20 protein-coding genes are annotated in these 18,647 nt (G+C 33.8%); 6 read left to right on the top strand and 14 right to left on the bottom strand.

Going from position 1 to position 18,647, the window contains the following annotated elements; all coding sequences use genetic code 11:
* Nucleotides 1-39: 39 nt before the first annotated feature.
* Complete coding sequence (gene glpX, locus AB4J89_RS02290; protein WP_088495336.1) at nucleotides 40-1,020, top strand: class II fructose-bisphosphatase; 981 nt, start codon at nucleotides 40-42, stop codon at nucleotides 1,018-1,020.
* A gap of 110 nt (nucleotides 1,021-1,130) precedes the next feature.
* Here the strand turns inward: glpX and AB4J89_RS02285 are convergent, their stop codons facing one another.
* The 4 genes from AB4J89_RS02285 to AB4J89_RS02270 form a co-directional block, all read right to left on the bottom strand.
* Entirely contained in the window at nucleotides 1,131-2,162 is a 1,032-nt protein-coding gene (locus AB4J89_RS02285; RefSeq protein WP_075674019.1) for a methylphosphonate esterase, read from the bottom strand.
* A gap of 10 nt (nucleotides 2,163-2,172) precedes the next feature.
* Complete coding sequence (locus tag AB4J89_RS02280; RefSeq protein ID WP_075674018.1) at nucleotides 2,173-3,129, bottom strand: DMT family transporter; 957 nt, start codon at nucleotides 3,127-3,129, stop codon at nucleotides 2,173-2,175.
* A gap of 130 nt (nucleotides 3,130-3,259) precedes the next feature.
* On the bottom strand, nucleotides 3,260-3,997 hold the full coding sequence (locus AB4J89_RS02275; protein WP_006532984.1) for a glutamine amidotransferase: 738 nt from the start codon (nucleotides 3,995-3,997) through the stop codon (nucleotides 3,260-3,262).
* Between the two features lie 27 nt (nucleotides 3,998-4,024).
* On the bottom strand, nucleotides 4,025-5,245 hold the full coding sequence (locus tag AB4J89_RS02270; protein WP_023581937.1) for a PfkB family carbohydrate kinase: 1,221 nt from the start codon (nucleotides 5,243-5,245) through the stop codon (nucleotides 4,025-4,027).
* A 957-nt stretch (nucleotides 5,246-6,202) separates the two neighbouring features.
* Here AB4J89_RS02270 and AB4J89_RS02265 point away from each other — a divergent pair.
* Entirely contained in the window at nucleotides 6,203-6,694 is a 492-nt protein-coding gene (locus AB4J89_RS02265) for a DUF4822 domain-containing protein (protein WP_088495335.1), read from the top strand.
* A 128-nt stretch (nucleotides 6,695-6,822) separates the two neighbouring features.
* Here AB4J89_RS02265 and AB4J89_RS02260 read toward each other — a convergent pair whose 3' ends face one another.
* From AB4J89_RS02260 to AB4J89_RS02245, 4 genes are all read right to left on the bottom strand, one after another.
* A complete protein-coding gene (locus tag AB4J89_RS02260; RefSeq protein WP_368467923.1) occupies nucleotides 6,823-7,959 on the bottom strand; it encodes an AAA family ATPase in 1,137 nt (378 codons plus the stop codon).
* Nucleotides 7,956-8,660 carry an RNA ligase family protein gene (locus AB4J89_RS02255; RefSeq protein WP_088495333.1) on the bottom strand — a complete coding sequence of 235 codons (705 nt, stop codon included), beginning with the start codon at nucleotides 8,658-8,660 and terminating at the stop codon, nucleotides 7,956-7,958. The genes AB4J89_RS02260 and AB4J89_RS02255 overlap by 4 nt, the downstream gene beginning before the upstream one ends.
* A 248-nt stretch (nucleotides 8,661-8,908) precedes the next feature.
* Nucleotides 8,909-9,466: a YiiX/YebB-like N1pC/P60 family cysteine hydrolase gene (locus tag AB4J89_RS02250; protein ID WP_088495332.1), complete on the bottom strand. Its 558-nt coding sequence runs from the start codon at nucleotides 9,464-9,466 to the stop codon at nucleotides 8,909-8,911.
* Nucleotides 9,463-9,870, bottom strand: coding sequence for a DUF4878 domain-containing protein (locus AB4J89_RS02245; protein WP_311754931.1), 408 nt, complete (start codon nucleotides 9,868-9,870; stop codon nucleotides 9,463-9,465). The genes AB4J89_RS02250 and AB4J89_RS02245 overlap by 4 nt, the downstream gene beginning before the upstream one ends.
* A gap of 834 nt (nucleotides 9,871-10,704) precedes the next feature.
* Here AB4J89_RS02245 and AB4J89_RS02240 point away from each other — a divergent pair.
* Entirely contained in the window at nucleotides 10,705-10,962 is a 258-nt protein-coding gene (locus AB4J89_RS02240; RefSeq protein WP_006532995.1) for a hypothetical protein, read from the top strand.
* 110 nt (nucleotides 10,963-11,072) lie between these two features.
* The gene (locus AB4J89_RS02235; protein WP_088495331.1) at nucleotides 11,073-11,765 is read left to right on the top strand and encodes a helix-turn-helix transcriptional regulator; all 693 of its coding nucleotides are present in this window, start codon (nucleotides 11,073-11,075) and stop codon (nucleotides 11,763-11,765) included.
* A gap of 21 nt (nucleotides 11,766-11,786) precedes the next feature.
* Here AB4J89_RS02235 and AB4J89_RS02230 read toward each other — a convergent pair whose 3' ends face one another.
* From AB4J89_RS02230 to AB4J89_RS02215, 4 genes are all read right to left on the bottom strand, one after another.
* Nucleotides 11,787-12,413: an ABC transporter ATP-binding protein gene (locus AB4J89_RS02230; RefSeq protein WP_088495330.1), complete on the bottom strand. Its 627-nt coding sequence runs from the start codon at nucleotides 12,411-12,413 to the stop codon at nucleotides 11,787-11,789.
* Entirely contained in the window at nucleotides 12,407-13,183 is a 777-nt protein-coding gene (locus AB4J89_RS02225) for an ABC transporter permease (RefSeq protein ID WP_088495329.1), read from the bottom strand. The genes AB4J89_RS02230 and AB4J89_RS02225 overlap by 7 nt, the downstream gene beginning before the upstream one ends.
* Before the next feature lie 101 nt (nucleotides 13,184-13,284).
* Nucleotides 13,285-14,040 (bottom strand): molybdate ABC transporter substrate-binding protein, encoded by a 756-nt coding sequence (modA, locus tag AB4J89_RS02220; RefSeq protein WP_088495328.1) that lies wholly within the window; start codon nucleotides 14,038-14,040, stop codon nucleotides 13,285-13,287.
* 252 nt (nucleotides 14,041-14,292) lie between these two features.
* The gene (locus AB4J89_RS02215; RefSeq protein WP_075674265.1) at nucleotides 14,293-15,276 is read right to left on the bottom strand and encodes a sugar-binding transcriptional regulator; all 984 of its coding nucleotides are present in this window, start codon (nucleotides 15,274-15,276) and stop codon (nucleotides 14,293-14,295) included.
* A 370-nt stretch (nucleotides 15,277-15,646) separates the two neighbouring features.
* Here AB4J89_RS02215 and cutA point away from each other — a divergent pair, with 370 nt between their 5' ends.
* Nucleotides 15,647-15,955: a divalent-cation tolerance protein CutA gene (cutA, locus tag AB4J89_RS02210; RefSeq protein ID WP_088495327.1), complete on the top strand. Its 309-nt coding sequence runs from the start codon at nucleotides 15,647-15,649 to the stop codon at nucleotides 15,953-15,955.
* Between the two features lie 390 nt (nucleotides 15,956-16,345).
* The gene (gene sra / locus AB4J89_RS02205; protein ID WP_088495326.1) at nucleotides 16,346-16,579 is read left to right on the top strand and encodes a stationary-phase-induced ribosome-associated protein; all 234 of its coding nucleotides are present in this window, start codon (nucleotides 16,346-16,348) and stop codon (nucleotides 16,577-16,579) included.
* Between the two features lie 128 nt (nucleotides 16,580-16,707).
* Here the strand turns inward: sra and AB4J89_RS02200 are convergent, their stop codons facing one another.
* On the bottom strand, nucleotides 16,708-17,760 hold the full coding sequence (locus AB4J89_RS02200; RefSeq protein WP_088495325.1) for a nucleotidyltransferase domain-containing protein: 1,053 nt from the start codon (nucleotides 17,758-17,760) through the stop codon (nucleotides 16,708-16,710).
* Nucleotides 17,744-18,523 (bottom strand): nucleotidyltransferase domain-containing protein, encoded by a 780-nt coding sequence (locus AB4J89_RS02195; protein WP_088495324.1) that lies wholly within the window; start codon nucleotides 18,521-18,523, stop codon nucleotides 17,744-17,746. Before AB4J89_RS02195 ends, AB4J89_RS02200 begins: the two co-directional genes overlap by 17 nt.
* Between the last annotated feature and the right edge of the window lie 124 nt (nucleotides 18,524-18,647).

Genomic DNA, 18,647 nt, shown 5'->3' with positions numbered 1-18,647 from the left:
TCTTAATCTTCCATTTATATCGCAAAACACACTCATAATATGAAATTAAATGACGAACTAACTAATGCTATCGCTTCTGTCACAGAAGCCGCAGCTATTGCAGCAATGCCTTGGATTGGAAAACAAAATAAGAACGCAGCAGACGATGCAGCAGTCAGTGCCATGCGTGAACGTTTAAATAGCCTAAATATCAATGGTGAAATTGTCATTGGTGAAGGTGAAATAGATGAAGCACCTATGCTCTATATTGGTGAGAAAGTCGGTAATGGGAAAGGCGATAAAATAGAAATTGCAGTTGACCCAATTGACGGTACTCGTATGGTAGCAACGGGCGAAAATAATTCCCTAGCAATTTTAGCCGCTGGCTTTGAGGGTAGTTTTTTACAAGCTCCCGATATGTATATGGAAAAATTAATTGTTGGGAAGCAAGCTGCGGGTGTGATTGATCTTAACCATTGTCTCGAATATAACCTTGATGCTATTGCACAAACATTAAATAAATCTATTGAGCAATTAACGCTCGCTATTTTAGATAAACCGCGTCACCACGATATTATTAAAGATCTACGCGCTAAAGGCATTAATGTTATTACACTTCCTGATGGTGATGTTTTAGCCTCTTTATATGCCACAATGCCTAATAACAGTATTGATGTTATGTACGGTATTGGTGGAGCACCTGAAGGCGTTATTAGTGCCGCTATTGCTAAGGCATTGGGCGGAGATATGCAAGCACGCTTAATTACTCGTGATATTGCCAAAGGAAATAGTGCAGAAAATAGAGAATATGCTGTTTCTGAAATTGCTCGTTGTCATAAAATGGGTACTGATGTAAATATCAAACTGTCATTAGACACATTAGTTCGTAACCAAGATGTTATGTTTGCAGCAACCGCAATTACTGCCGGTGATTTCTTATCGGGTGTTAATCAACAAACCCAATACCTACAAACACACTCTTTAGTAATTAATGGTTCAACACATTCATTACGTTATATTGAGAATTACCATTTACGTTAATACCTTAATTTGTCTTTTTTTCCTTGAGACATAAAAAAAGCGGCACTCGATTAAAGTGCCGCCAAATTTATTTCAAGGGGTATATTTATTGTTATTTATTCACTTCAGATTTAAGCCAATAAATTGGCTGGATTCTCAACACATAATTTCTTGATAATAGATTTATCAATGCCACGTTGAGCCAATAATGAAAGGAATACATTAGGAACAAATCCCCAACCATTACCTCCATTTTTTGCCCACATCTGTTTTAAGAACACATCATGACTTAATACGATTTGGCTACCATAGCCTCTTTCAATTAAGGTTGCGACAGCTTCTACGGTATCCATAACACTTGGTGCTGCCCCTTCTTTAGGGAAAGAGATATCAAGACCAATCATATCGAACTCAAGCCAAACACCACGATCTAGCATTTTGCATTGATAATCAATATCTTTACCTGATGGATCAGAGTGTGCCAATGAAATCTTAGCGGGATTGCATCCCATTTCTGTTAATAGAATATCTAAAACTTCATCACCACGACGTTGCCAACCCGGCATATGAATATTCATCGATGCATGAGGATTACTATTTTGTGCAATGGCAGCCGCTCTTAAGCTATTTTTCTCGCCATCTGTAAAGAAGGGAGAAACACCAATTTCACCAATCATACCAGCACGAATATCAGTACCATCGATGCCTACATTTAATTCATCATCAATGATTTTTGCCATTGCATCAATATCATCAGCCAGTCGTTCTCCTTCAAACTTCTCAATATAAAGCCCAGAAGAAGCTACAACGTTAATACCTGTTATTTCTGCAACTTGTCTTAGTTTTCTAATATCACGTCCAATAGATGAAGAGCCAGTTGCATCAACAATTGTTCTTCCACCTAACTCTTTGAAGTTATTTAATTCAAAAATAACATCTTCGATTGGTTTTTTATCCATATTATCGCAACAGCAATATGGATCGTATTTAAGTCCCCACTGAATATCTGCACTCACTTTTTTATCAACTAACACATGCGAGAATTCATAAAAAGGTTCATCAACAACACCTGAGAGATCATTAAAGAGGTGTTCATGGGGCAATGTTAATCCCATATCTTCTTTTTTCACGGGGCCAGTTACGGTTTGAATATAACCTTTCATTACGATACTCCTACGCTTTTGCTGACTTAGTGGCTCTGAATTCAGGGATTGTGGTTACAATCGCACCCACTAACGCAAATAATGTACCGATGATTGTCACTAAATAAACAGTATTGCCTAATGAAGGTAATAATAAGTCAATTAATACAGAGCCTAATAATTGACCCGCTGTTGAAGCAACACCTAACATCAGTAAGCCTAAACCACGAACTAAAATAGCCATTAATGCGATAGACATGAGTCCTAAAGGACCGCCTAAATACATCCACCAAGTACCTGGTAATTCAAGAGTGATATGACCTAATGCCATACGAACAATAAGAGCAATGGTTAAAACAGTGAAGCCAACAATAAAGTTCCAAGTGATAGACACCATCATAGAACCTGTTGCTTCTGCAACTTTAGAGTTACCTGCTGGCTGCCAACCGGCTAATAAACCTGCAAGGAACGGTAAGATTGCTAAATAAATAAATGAGGTTGAGTGCCATTGTGGAGAAACCACAAATAAAGTTGCAACAACGGCTAACACTGCACCTAATACACGATATGGCGTGAAGTATTTTTTCTCATCTACGCCAACACCAAAGCGGTCACATAATAGGCCTGATAATAAAAGTGCTGAGATTAATGCTGTTTGGAATGTTGCAATCCCTAATGCGCTCGCAGAAGCCCCTTCAGAGAAAACAACCATTGCCCCACAAAGACCCGCAAACCAGTTCCATAATGGAATTTTGCGCGTTTTAATTAAACTTGGAATTGAAGCAAATTGCTGGCGATACTGTTTTTTCGACATGATGATAAAAAACATCACCACTAAACCACTGGCAAAAGAGATAACGGCGCTGGCGTTACCATCTTTTAAAACATGCCCTAACTGCCCATTCACCGCAGACTGCATTGGTGATAGCATACCTGCTAACACAGTTGCTAACATCAGCAATGGTGTTGATAAATTTTTTGTACTCATAAGATGTTCCTTTTGGATTATTGGCTATGAGTGATTTCTTTTTTTATTTTTCAAGTAATCGGTTTTTTATTAGCGCAGAGCGGCAACTCTGCGCTTTTTTACTTTTTATGACAGTTATTCTTAATTCAAATTAACGGGCGATCTGTTTAAGAATGTTGACCCACATATCTGCATAATGAGGCCATGCTAAAAACTCTTTGCTACCCCAGTGAGGAGAACAGTCACTCATAAAGCAGCCTGTTTTTCCTTTTTCGAACTGACCAAATACCAGTAATGGATCTTCACCAATGTTTAATACCGTTTCTGTATTCTCTTTAGCTGAAACTTTGTTATAGCCAAGGAACATTGGCCACTCACCAAAACCTTTTACTGATGCATGCTCAGCATTCACAGCACTTGCAAATACACCTTCAGGGGCTTCAACACGATCATCACCATCCAGCATTTCAACAGGCAGAACTTCTGCAAGTAATGTATTTTTGTAGTTTGCTTTAGCTTCAATACCCATAAATGACAGGTAACCACCAATCATTAATAAGCCACCGCCATTAACCACGAATTCTTTAATTAACCCTAATGCGTTAGGAATAACTTTCATGTTATAGAAAGTATCGTTTTGCAGAAGGAACGTATTTGCACCAATGTCACTAATAACAATGACATCGTATTTAGCCAATGCTTCGGCTGTTTGTGGGAATGCAACCTGAACGGTATGAGCAGGCATATAATCAACTTCAACACCCTTTTCTCTTAAGCAACTTAATAAGAACGTTGAACCTTCTTCATATTTGCTGGAAGTGAAACTGTCGTAGCCTTTGGAGTGGATCATATGAATGTGCCATGACTCACCAATAAATAAGATTTTCATTTTTATTCCTCTTTCAAAAAAGATTATTTATTCAGGGGATTGGGTGACAATCTGTGAATATGTTGTTTGATTGATGCGATGCATGACATTAATATCTTCAGGCATTTCTGAAGCATTACTCGTCTCAACAGCTAATGATGAAAAAGCTGATGCATAGCGTAACGCATAAGAAAACTGCTTTCCTTTTGCCAACGAGGCAGCGAGCGCACCATTAAAAGCATCACCTGCCCCTGCTGTATTTTTTACTACTGCCGGATATGCCGGCGAGTAAATATACTTATATCCGTCATAAGCTAACGAACCTTTACTACCTAGCGTAATAACCACCTTATTTACGCCTTGTTGATAAATAGAAACTGCAGCATTTTTTGCAGATTCTAAATCGAGTACTTCTATTCCAGATAATAAACTTGCTTCCGTTTCATTAGGTGTTAATACATCTATCATTGGAAGTAATTCATTAACTATTTTGTTATACGGTGCTGGATTAAGAATAATAGGAATATTATTCTCGTTTCCAATAGCAATAATTTCTTTTAATGCTTCAATATTCGTTTCTAATTGTAGTAAAATGATATCTGCATCAATAATTTTATCTTTCTGTATTTTTACTTCATCAGCAGAAATATCCATATTAGAACCAGAGTAAATAGAAATAATATTCTCTCCACTCTCTTCCGAAACAAAAATAGAAGCTGTTCCTGTTTGGTAATTTTCAGTTTGATATATCGTTGATGTTTTTATTCTTGATGACGATATAAAATTAACTGCATAATCACTAAATTGATCAGTGCCTATCTTAGTAATAAAATGGACCTGTGCATCGGCATAACTCGCAGCCAGTGCTTGGTTACAGCCTTTACCTCCCGGTGAGAAGATAAATTTATTCGATAATAAGGATTCCCCGGCTTCTGGCAATCTAGGAAGATAGCTAATCATATCAACATTAAATGAACCCAGTACGCACACCTTATTTATTGCTGTCTTGTTTGCTAAATCGTTTTTATCAATTTGATCATTACATTCCAAAAATTGTATAATTTCTTTCTTAGCTACTTTGTCTAATGTTTCAAATTCTATAAAAGCGCCACCATGGCATCTTTTTATAATTCCCTTTTCTGCTAGTGTATTTAAATCTGATCGTATTGTTTCTTTGGTAACATCAAGTTCTTTAGCCAAAACAGAAACTTTTACTGCACCATTACCCTTGATCAGATTAATTATTTTCTTATGACGTTCTGCTTTCATTTAATGTTACCTCTATGGCAACAACTTTAGTTTATTAGTTGTTATGGGATTGTGATTACAATCATATGTTATTTATTAAAAGCAAAAAAAAGCAGAAATACAAAAATAAAAAACAAAAATAAACAGAAATAAACAATGATAATCGTAAGATTATTTAATAAATAAATTTGAGATTTATTCTTTTTTTATAAAAAATAGGATCATTAAATAACGTAACTTTAACTTATTTAGTATAAATAAATTTAATATTAGTTTTTAGCTATCCACAGAGAATAATATTAAAATTTTACATGCAAGAATAAAATTTACTTTTATAAATAAGACATTACAAAAAAACATTTTATATTTCTGTAAAATAACCGTAATAATGCTTAAATAAAATACAATCTAATTGAATCGAGCAATGCATTAATTATTTTTATCATCTTTAATTTTTAGTCCGTATTTACTATAAAGAAATTCTAATCATTAAATACTAAGGAAAACGATACCCATTTACCAAAGAACGCAAATTACTTAAGTAATGCAAAAGCAATGCTTAAAACACACTCAGTTTTCATCTTTCATTTTTGTGATCCAAGTAACATTTAGTTAGATAAAAATGCCATCAACTTTGTCTATTTAGTTCATCTGTAAGTCAATCTTTGAGTTCATATTGTAAATCAAGAATGGTTTTTATCTATTTTCTATACTATCTATAAATATGATTTGTTTTTTTAACCACTTCATTCACAGTAATTACATCTAGAATAAGAATAAATGCAGATAATAACTTCAATAAAAATAAATATATCGATATTTTAAACCTTTTATTTTTGTCAAAAAGTCTTTTCATCAGAAACATTTAGACACACTTCTTTCCTCGCACTTTGCCTATTTTATATTTAAGTTTATTCATATCGTCAGACACAACATAAACTCCTGACAAAAAACACAACGAAAAATAAGGATATATCAATGAAAATAAAATCACTTATCGCAATCTCATTATTAAGCGCTAGCTTTTCTCTTTTTGCCGCAGAGAGTTCAACATCATCTACCAATATTCAAACTCAAAGCGTTATTCAGGCTCAAAAAGAGCTGAATGACTATGAGAAAATCATGATAGAAAAAGTCTGGGTAACTACAGATGCGGTCGATGAAAAAGGTAATAAAACAAGTTCAGATAATACACAAGTAAGCAATTATTTTGGCATTGCTGAATACTACCCGAATGGCACATTTATTATGTTTACACCAGAAGGTAAACAAAAAATGCAAGGCGACTGGTCAATGTCAGATGATGGTAAATTACGTACCTTAGTTGCCAAAGATACTGAAGGTAAAACACTATTCACCCGAGATGTAGAAAATATCACAGTTAAAAATGACGAGTATACCTATCGTATTTATCCAAATGCTGATGATCGTAATACCTATTTCGATATTATTCATCACGTTAAAAAATAAATTTAGTACGTTGTTTTACCTGCAAATTAACCCCACTCAATAAATAAAAAAGGGTTACTTATTTTTATAAGTAACCCTCACTTTATTTTTATAACTGACTTATCATTTCACCTAGATCCGTCAGATAATTAAAGTATGCTCTGAGATTGCCCTTCAATCCAATAAATCACTTTATGTGCTTCTTCTGGTGTAGGTACTTCCAATTTACTCAACATACGTTCCATTACTTTAGCCGGCACAGCTTCATTTCTTGCATTATTTTGCCTCCGCCATTGTGCATAAGGAACTTCAATATAAACCAAGGTGACTTTTGCATTATAACGATAAAACAAAGAGATAAGTTGATCTCGCATTTTTCGTGTAATATTGGTGGCATTCCAAACAAAAGGTTTATGCTCTCGTAAATAAATACGAGCTTGCTCTTTTGCTTGCTGTGCTATCCAACCATTAGCATCCCTATTATCAGGTTTAATATTATGCTGGCGACGGAGATCATCTAAACTCACAATCGGAATATCTGCACAATGTTGGCGAATAAAGGTATCTTTTCCCATCCCCGGTAATCCACATAACACCGTAACCTCACTACCTTTTTCAGGATAAGGCTCATAATTACAATCTGTACTATTCTCTGTATAAAAATAGTGAAAACGAGCATCATCTGAAGGAAATGGAGCGACTTTACGCCAACAATTTAGCTCTTCACAATAAAGTGTAAATAACGCAATTTTATCAAAAAGTGCCTGCTCATCTTCACAATCTCGCCCTAAAACATCAGCTTTAGCCAATAATGCCAATAAATAGCAATCTACTCTTAATGATGCAGCAAGCAGTGCTTTTTTAGGATCGGGTTTATCCATCACCCACAGCGGTAATCCATGAAAACGAACTAAAGCCGCGATCTGCTCTCTATCTGCAAAACTTAAAGGCACTTTTTCATATAGAAAAAGACGCGTTGTTAATTCACCTTTGCGTGCATGACCCGGTGAAACAATCCGTCCCTCTTCTTCTCGTGTTGTAGAACGTTTTTCTACATCATGAAGAAGTGCCGAGATCCATAAAATTTGCTGCTCTCTTTCAGTTAATGTTTTATATTCTGGCAATGATTTAACTGAATTGATTACTCTTTGTGTATGTACCGCCACATCACCTTCTGCATGATGAATAGGATCTTGTATAACACCTGCCATATCACTAATTTCATCATACAGTTCACAAAGGTGTTCCCATGACATTTCAGTGTGTAATTTCTTATGAAGCATCATTGAAACTCCTGTGTTTTTTCCCAAATTAAAGGGGCTCGTCGCCAATTTTTTTTCCAATGAACATCTGTTTTAACATGGTCTTTTCTAACATATTTAAAAACACGATGTGAAAAATCATCTAAAGAAAACGACTGAGCATCTCGTGTAACTATGCCTTCCATTGGGCTTGATTTTTGCGTTAAAACATCTTGTGATTGAAAAAAACTTGCCTGCTTGGCTTGTGAAACAATCATATTTTCAAAATCATTTTTATCCTGACATTCCGGCAGTTTAATTTCTGGCACAGTTGGCAGATCAAAAAGAGAAGCATAAAACTGCACTTCTTCCCAACTTAGCCATTTATCTTTATAACGAACCGCAAACACATAGAAATATTCTTCTAAGTGTGCATATTCAATAGAATGAATGGCATATAGATTTTCACCGAAAATATCTAACTCACCTAAATCGTTTTTTATCATTTGCCAACGTTGACGCAATTGAGATGTCCACGCTGATTGAGTCGGGGTTGCATGCGAGCGTGCAAAAACACCCATTTTATTTAGGCAATTATTTTCTCCATCCAGTTTTTCTGTATGGATAAGTTGTTTTATTTGGCAAATATCCTGCCACCATTGCGCATTTATACGATCGTCGTTTGTTGTGCCTGGTGAAAAAGGATAGTGATAGGTTCTATCATATTTTTGTGATTGATTATTCATTATTTAATACTCATTAAGTAACAGAAGTTCTACCAAATTTAAAGCGAAATTCGGTAAGTTAATTTTTCTGTATTTGCACTATTCCTTCAGTGCCTCAATGCGTATTACATAACAACGACCTAAATAATCAAAAGAGAGAGGAAAATAAATTTAGACAGATACTACCTGTAAGTTTTCCAAAGAGCTAGAAAATTAATGTTATTTATTTTTTTTGGTTAAGACTTATTAAAAGATGACAAAAATAAGTGTTACTGGGGATATTCGATAATATTTTCAGAATTAATCAGATTTTCAGGAAAAATAAGTGGGTTATCTGAAATAAATGGCATATCTAATTTTCGAGTACCAGTAGAAATAGAAACCCCTGCTTTTAACCATGCAGTAGCAACTAGTTCAGTGCAATAAACACCTTGCCCCGGTTGAATACTAAAATTTTCACCTACTCGTTTTAATGCAGTTTGCACCGCAATCTTTCTTGCTTCTTCACTTCCTTTCACTTGATAAAAACGAACTGAATTAGGTTTTGCTCGACTAATGAAAAATTCAAGACTATCCACAGTCACACCATCTTTTATATTACTATGTTCACTAGGTGTAGAATGGATCACTTGAATACCATTATCAGAGATCCACAGCATACCTACGTGGCTAAACCCGCTTTTATCGACTTGTTTAATTATCTCACTAATAACTTCATCCCCATCCCGAAAAACTAAATCACCATTTCTTAAGTCATGAGGTAAAGCGAGTGCATAAAATGCACCCGCTAAGAATAAAGCTACAATATTAAATATGCGAACAATCACTTAAAGGCAACTTTCCATTTACCATCAACATTAATCATTTCTTGTGCTTTTGTTTTCTCAACACCATCTTTTAAGACTGTTTTTAATGTCACAATTGCGCTCTTTTTATCTTCGCTATATTCAACGCTAACAATTTCTACCTTGCTTAAACCGCCTTGCTCTTTAACTTGTTTCCCTGTTTCCGCAACAATCATTTTAAATTTGCTATTAAATTGCTCAACTCTTGGATCTTTTTCCATTTCACCTAAATGGATTAATGCTATTGCTTTATCCCCATTTCCTTCTGCAATAGCTTCGACAAATGCAACGGCAGCTTGCCCTGGATCATCTGTTTTATCACCACAAGCTGATAATGCCATGACTGTAAATATTAAAAACAGAGAACTCACAATTTTCTTTAACATAATTCACCATCACCATAAAAAGTTATTTTGACCAAAAAAATCTTATATAAAATATTTCCTATATTAAAATATAAGATAGCAAATACATTATTTAAAATTAATTCAATAAAGAGAGCTAACTTAGCCTTTCCTATCGATAAATTATACGTGATAAAAAATAAATTTCGGCATATTTTTATATCACTCGTTATTTACAGGTAGAGATTAAATGATATTTAATTAGTTTTGCAACGTATCATAAAAAGAGTAACTCTAATTATCACAAGGATCTTACTAGTTACATAATGAAAATAATTTATCGTTTATCCTTTATAATCAATAGATAAAGAAAAAGTTATCTCTTTTTAAATCTTTAACTTTCTTTTTAAGAAGATAATTAAGAGCAAACATTAATAAGAATAAATTTTATTACTTTTATAATAATCCTAAAATAAAATTATTCTCTATTTATTGCTGTAACTACTTTAATTTTTGCTAAATATAATGCATTTCACCTTAATTTATCTAATTAACAAACATCATTTAAATTAATATTTCATAGAAAGTATCAATTTAATATTACAAATAACAACATTACAACAATCAAATAGACTAAAAAACAATTCTATTTGTTTTCACAATATGTCATCACGTATTATTGCCTAATATTTAGGTGATTTGCCTATAACACATTACGAAAAAATACAAATAAACACTAGAAAAATTGTGATCACATACACCTTTTTGCATCATTAATGCTATTTAAGACAAATAGAAACTGCTTTTTTATCAACAAATAGGTAATCTAGCGGTCTGATTTCGATGACCAAACATGAATAGTTAAAAGGATATTTTATGTTTACTTCACAGCTCATGCTGGTCGGTTATGTGTTGTTGGTAAGTCCTTGTGGAAATGATTCTTGTGATGCAGTTCCTGTTACAGAAACAATTTATACTAAAGATGAATGCACAACACGACTTAACTACTTAAAACAAAAAAGACCGGACCTTATTATTTTCTGTGGAGAAGTCTTGAGAGATCCTGAAGTTACTGATGAAAACCCTTATCTCACCCCACCAGATAGTGCAGATGACGTTTTCAAAATTAAGTAATTAATTTATTCTTAATTTTATGATTAAGATAAAATACAATTTAATTTGTTTTCTTTTTACGATATACTCTTTGTACTTGAATATGTAAGGACACGTATTAGGAGTCACTAATGTCTATTGCGAAACGTACCAAAGATAAACGCATTGCGTTAGGTTTAACACAATCAGAACTTGCTACTTTAGCAAGTACAACACAGCAATCCATAGAACAGCTAGAAAGTGGTAAAACTAAGCGTCCCCGTTTTTTACCTGAATTAGCAAAAGCACTAAATTGTGATTTAGCTTGGTTACTTGAAGGTGAAGAACAAACCAATGCGAATTCTGAAATTCCACCAGAGAATGAATGGCAACCAGTGAGTGAATGGGATAGTAATACCCCTTTAGGTGCTGATGAAGTGGAAATTCCCTATTTTAAAAGTATCGAACTCGCAGCGGGTGACGGTTGTTGTACTAACGAAGATCATAATGGATATAAATTGAGATTTTCAAAAAGCACATTACGCCGTTATGGCGCATCTTCTCAGAACGTTATTTGCTTTTCTGTTTATGGCGATAGTATGTCACCTGTTATTCCAAATGGTTCAACGGTCACTGTCGATACAGGTAACACACGTATTGTTGATGGTGGTATTTATGCTATCGAACAAGATGCCTTATTCAGAATAAAACTGCTCTATCGTCAACCCGGCGGCAAATTGATTATACGTAGCTATAATAAAGACGAATTTCCTGATGAATCAGCAGAAACTGATTCTGTAAAAATTATGGGACGTATTATTCATTGGTCAGTAATGGCTTGGTAATCAATAAGTAAGACAATAATTTCATAGTATTGAGTTTTCAGTAACAACTTGTCCTTTAGACAATAAAACCGTTTTATCTGCTAACGCTCTGATTTCACGAGGCTCATGAGTAACCATGATCATCGTTATTTCCTTAGATTTTAAGGAATCAATTAAATCCCAAAGCTGATAACGTGTTTCCCAATCCAAACTCGAAAAAGGTTCATCCAGTAGTAAAAGTTTGGGTTGGCTAATAAGGGCTCTCGCCAATGCAACGCGCTGTTGCTCTCCTCCTGAAATTTGATGAGGATAACGTGTAGCGAGATGTGCAATTCCCATCTGCTCTAATATCGCCTTTTCTCTCTCCTTGCTTCGTTTCTGTTTTGCACCATATTGCGCTAACCATAAATTTTGTGTCACTGTCATAAACGGAAATAAATAAAGCCGTTGATTTAAATATCGGCAAGAACGTAACCACACTGGCTGTTCATTGATATTTTTATCTGCAAGGTAGATATCACCAGAGTATGAAGTATATCCAGCAATTGCATTTAAAAGCGTTGTTTTACCACTTCCAGATGTGCCACTTATTCCTAAACATGTTCCTTTTTCTACGTTCAGCGAAACATCTTTTAATATGCCCGTTGTTAATGAACGAATTTCTAACATGATCTTTTCCTTTCTCGCTGCAAACGATGTAACGCAAATAATAAAGTAATCGCGATAGCGATAAGAACAAGTGCACAACCTATCGCCAGAGTGAAGTCTCCGCTAGCGATATTTAAATAAATTGCCATAGGTAACGTTTCTGTTTTTAATCTTGTTGCACCAGCTAACATTAACGTAGCGCCAAATTCACCTAAGGCTCGAGAAAACGCAATAATACTTCCACTCATTAAAGCAGGCCAACACAGTGGGATCTCTATCAGAAAAAATGTTTTTGTTGGCGTTAATCCTAGATTTTGTGCAGTTTGAATATAAGCAGGATCAACAGACTTAAAAGCAGAGAGACTATTTCTCATAATAATCGCACTAGCGACATAAGTTTGAGCAATAATAATACCTAGTGGTGAAAAAAGAGAGCGAGATAATTCAGGGAAAATACCTGTTAAAGGCCCTTGGTTTCCTAACAATAATAATAATCCGATACCGATAACTAATGGAGGAGTCACCAAAGGCAAATCTAATAATGCATCAATAAAACGATGTCCTCTAAAAGGAATTCTTGCCATCGCCCATGCAGCGGGCACACCTAGGATAATAGCTAGACATAAAGAAGTTAACGCTGTACTAAGTGACATACCAATAGCAAAATGGAATTCAGGATCGGTAATAACTTGCCTTAATTCAACATAAGAAAGCTGACATATTAATGCAATTAGCGATCCTAAAATCAGAAATAACAATAAAAAAAGTGGAATTAATGCCCATCGAAACACGTTATTTCCTTTTTTAAGATAGATATTTATTTTGCTGTAATAATGAAAAAAGCCACCAGTGAGTTGGTGGCGAAAAAACACAATTTATGTGAGAAAAAAATCTATGGTTTCGAAATTACAGGAAGAAAACCATAATCAGTAAAAGCCTTTATCCCTTCAGCGCGAGTAAAATAATCAGCAAGTAATTGTGCTTCTTTTGGATTTGCTGATGTTTTTAAAACAGCAAGTGTTGCCACTTCTTCTGGGCTGCCTTCAGGAACTGGAAGTAATACAAGTTTATCTTGGTTTTTCATTGCATCTGCATATCCAATAATGGCGGCATCCACTTCCCCATTTAATAAATACATAAGCAATTGTTTAATCGTTGCAGTGCGCACAACAACTTTATCACGTAATTTATCACCTTGACCTGATGCATCAATGAGTTGCTCGCCACTTTTGCCTAATGCGATAGCTTTAGCATCACCCATTCCTAGTTTTAATGAACTATTCGCAAGATCTTCTAGTGTTTTAATATCACCCACTTTATCTTTACGCACAGCAATAACTGGAATATGGCGAACAATAGAATATTGATTAACAACTTGCCCTTCTTTATCTAACTTTTCCACATAATCTTGTGAACCAGGAAAGAATAAATCTCCCTGCTTAGTTAAATTAAAGCGAGTTAATATTTGACCTGAACCGCCATATTCAATAGTCACTTTATTTCCAGTCTCTTTTTCAAATACACTCACAACTTGCTCTACGGGTTGTTTTAACCCTGCTCCTGCATAAAGGTGAAGCTCTGCGGCAAATGTATTATGACAAATTAGTCCTAATGCTAGTCCCAAACCAGCAAGCAATTGGCGTTTCATAAAGTAGTGATCCTAATTATCGTTATATAATTTTTTATATAATGAATGATATAACTGTTTAAGGCAAGAGGCGCATATAAAAAAAGAGAAAAATGTTAACAACTTATCATTTTTATCTTTTTCTTTATGTGTAAGCTCTACAAAAGAAACTGATCAAAATAAATGCTTCAAATATTTTATTTTTATCAGAGATAGATAGATCTTAAAATAGTGTTTTTCCGACAAATCCTCGCTCTCACGAGGATTTTATGACTAATTATCTAACTCTAATAATGCCAGCGCAGTCACTTCATCAATCACAATATCAGTGGCATAACCTCCTTTTATCGCCCCTATTGTTGCCTGAATATTTTCCACACCACCAGCAATAAAAAGTCGCTGTGTTATTTGTCTTAATTGAGCAAGGCTTATTCCCATTATTCTGAGGTCAATATCAGAAACCAAAGGATTACCTTGCGCATCATAAAAACGCCCGCAAATTACGCCCACAGCACCCAAATCACGATATTGAGCCATTTCACTGCTCGTTAAAACCCCTGTTGTTACCAGAGGATTGTCATCACATGTATTACCCACAACAAACAGAGCTTTATTACACTGATTTAGCGCTGAAAAATTACGTCTAATAATAGGCTCCGCTTGAAGTTCCATTGCTAGACGTGCGCTAGACACCACCGCAGGTACATGCAAATTAATACTGCACCCTGATAACTTGTTTGCGATTAACGCAGCTGCTTCGGTTGTTTTAAAATCAGGCTGTGGCGCTACTGCACCTATCATTTGTAGTACTGTGATGTTTTTTAATGATTTGGGTGGAAGGTAATTGCCTAACTTATAAATTGTTCGTCCCCAAGCAACACCTAAAATATCATCGTCATTAATTATCTGAGAAAGATACATCGCTCCTGCTTTCGCTAATCTTTCTCTGTTCATATTTAAAGTGTGTTGCGATTTATTCTTTTCTTCATCAGGTAAAATAAGCACATTATTAAGATCGAATTTTGCTTTTATTCTTATGGCATAATCAATCGTAGAAAATACTGATGAATCCAAGTTAATATTTACGAATCCTTTTTCTCTAGCTAGATGCAAATATTTCACTACAGTGACACGAGAAACACCCATTATATTTGCAACTTCACTTTGGCTGAGTCCGTCCTGATAGTAAAGCCATGCAGCATAGAGAACGGGATCATTATCAAATAAACTCGCGTTTTTTAGCGAATTATTATCCATTTTAAACCCCACAAATTTTTATAAATCTGATGACTAATTAGTTTATTTTATATTAGAGATATTATTGAAGATAAAAATACCGTTGAAAAAATTAAGCCTTATAACACAAATAGATACATTTCATTAATCTACCAATAATATCGGCACCCTGATATTTTTCTTTACTACAAGAACCTTATAATACGTAAAAAGCCCTTAATAATGCCGTAAACAGTTCGTATCGAGAAAGTTTTTTTTGAAAATACTGTTTTATTTCGCTAAAAATAAAAATATTAGCTTTAAGTTTTAAAAAGTTTTATTTTGATAAAATTAAAATCACCCAACCTTATTGTTACTATGAAAAATTAAATTAATTTTAAAAGGAAAAATAATGATAATTGCATACTCAACAGCACCAAATGAAACAATCGCTAATGAAATTGCTCACTACCTCATCAATGAGAAACTTGCTGCTTGTGTAAATTTAATACCAAAAGTTAAATCTATTTATCGTTGGAATAATGAAATTATTGAAGATAATGAGATACTTATGATGATAAAATCCGAAAAGAGCAAACAGCAAAACTTAATTGATACTCTTGTCGAAATACACCCTTATGATACTCCTGAAGTCATTATAATACCGATTGAAAATGGTTTTAAAGGTTATCTTAATTGGCTCCATACATCATTAAATTAAAACTATGTTAAATTTTTAGTGAGATCTTTTTTTCTAATGTTTTTTCAATAAAATGATAATAAATTGTAAATAAAACCATCTTATACCATCTCAATTATGAGACAAGTAACTTATTGTTAATGTTAAATTAAATTTCTTATTCTAAATTAATACAGGTATTTTAAATATACTTTATAATAAAGGAAATTTTAATTTCAACCAATAACAATACAGATGGTTAATTAAATAAGGAATATAAAAATATTTATTTTATTGGTATGAATATATTTTAAATATATAGGTAAAATAGCCTTTAATGCTAAATTAATAAACTTACCAACAGTTTATTCTTTTTATTTTCTGTTATAATAAACAGGCTTTCTCTAAATTACATGAAAAAAGGAGTGAGTTGTGAAAACAAACAGAGTCGCAAGACGTATTTTAGGTTTACCTTATAATTTAAGTCGGTCTAAAAAGAAAGTGCGTTTTTCCATTATTGCCTCTACAAACGCTGAAAATGTACCTGCTGAGTTAAAAAACACCGCTAAAGTCTGTTTAAAACAGGATCTCAGAAAGAAAGCAGAGCATAAACGTATCTATATGAAGTTAACAGATGCTTATCCAGAGTATCTTGTAAGCAATTAATATAGTCATATGCCAACGCTATTTAATAAATATTTTTGTATTTAGTTCGTATAATTAAAATATTAAAAATAGCATATCCCTTACATTACGTAAGGGATATTAGTTTTCTAGGCTAGTTTATTTTCCCACTATTTATAAAGCTCTTTTCTTATATTTATAAGTGCAACTTCTGCGATTGAAGACTCAATTTCATCAGGCAATGTACTTAATTGAAATGCATTCTCAATATTCTTGATAAGCGTTTTACTACGCTCTAATAATTCATCATAACTAAACTGACCGGCTTTAATTGCTAATAATTCATCTCTATTATCACACCATACTTTCACTTTACCTTCTTGTGCGATCCCTAATGCAATATAGAGCAATCTAAAGGTATGCATCATATTTTTACTATCGTAACTTCGCCCATGATCGATATTTTGTTGATAACGAACATCATTACGTTGCTCAACCCACTGCCAATATTCATGATATTGCTTGCGATATGCACTATAACCTTCTTTATTAAAACTAAGATAACCCTCTAGTTTTGCTGTTTTAGAAATACTGCTTAGCAATACATCATTAGCATTTTCTTTTTTTATTATTCCTTGATAAGTCGCTTTATCATCATAATAAATTGCATAAATATCTTGAGCATGAGCGAGTTTTGTTAATCCAATATGCTCTTGTTTCCAATATCGATTTTCTAACCAAGTATTGATTAATATTGTTTTCCCGTCTTCAATTACATAACAAAAGTCGAGAATAGTTTTTAATTTTTTTTCGACTGGATTTACTATTTTTTTGTTTAACCCTTGAGCTTTCTTGATCTGACCTTGTGCATAGTGCACAAATGTTTGGACACAAGCTTTAGATAAAAACCATTCTGGTTTTATTAATGATATTAAAGGGTGTCGATAAATAACCACATGTTCAGGTGAGTTAAGTAGTTCTAAAATATTAGGATTAGATGCACACAATAGTTCTATAAATCGCCCAAGTTCATAATAAACGATATCATTGGTTTCATTACTGACTTGCGGCATGTATTCCAACCCATAAAAAAGATCTTTAGGGAGATAGAATACCCCCTTAATATCTGTATCTGATGTTTCCGTCGCAAGATTATGTGAACGACTTCCAGCGATACTCTCAAATAAAAGGTAAGGTTTTATATCTTCAATAGTCAGTTTCATCTAATTTCTTCCTAAACCAATTATTTAAAATATCATTATCTGGTACTGTTCTTTTTGCTAATTGAACATTTGTCTCTTGCCATAAAAAAATCACTAAATGTTGCATCACACCCGTTGGAGTCCAAGTAAAATGCTCATCTTTGTCTGATTTAAATTCTACTAGCTCTTTGATAGCTTTTTGTTCTTCAACAGTTAAGATTTTTATCAGCTTATCCAACTCCATAGGCGGAATGTCGCCCGTTTTTACTGTCCAATAAGCAGATAAAAGAGAACGTAATAGATAGAACCATTTTTTTAATTTTATTGGCTCTACACTAATCTCATTCTTTGAGTTATTTTCAGGAGAATATCCACTCACAACTTTAGCAATTCCTCGATAATGATGAACAATCACTTTGGGTTGATAAAAGAGTTTTGCAAGCTCAAATAACTCCTTTTGAACATTAGGATATTCTTGATAAATTATCGGTGATTGAAGCCACTCTAATAATATACAGTTCGATTTACGTAATAAATGCAGTGCTTTGGTAATATCCCAAGCGCCAACATCAAACCAACTGTTTTCTATCCATTCAAAGGTTTCTTTAGGTTTATCGATAGAAAGATACGCATTGCGAGGGCGTATAAAAATACCTCTCACATCATAATCACTATCTGTTGAGGCAAATCCCCAAGCTCGGCTACCACTTTCTGCAACATAAAGTAATTTAACTTGATGCTCTTGCTCTATTTGCGGTAATTTTTTTAATATCTCATTATGCATGATGTCCTTATCTCCTTATTGTTACTTTTTCACTAATTTACTTCTTAACACTAATATTCTATGGTTATAACACAGACATAAGCCAATACAAACTTAGTCAAATTCTTATTTGATCCATGTGTAA

This window comes from Proteus sp. STS61-E, assembly GCF_040932335.1.
GTDB lineage: Bacteria > Pseudomonadota > Gammaproteobacteria > Enterobacterales > Enterobacteriaceae > Proteus > Proteus mirabilis_B.
Note: the sequence above shows the minus strand (reverse complement) of the source record. Positions and strands in the feature narration are given on the sequence as shown.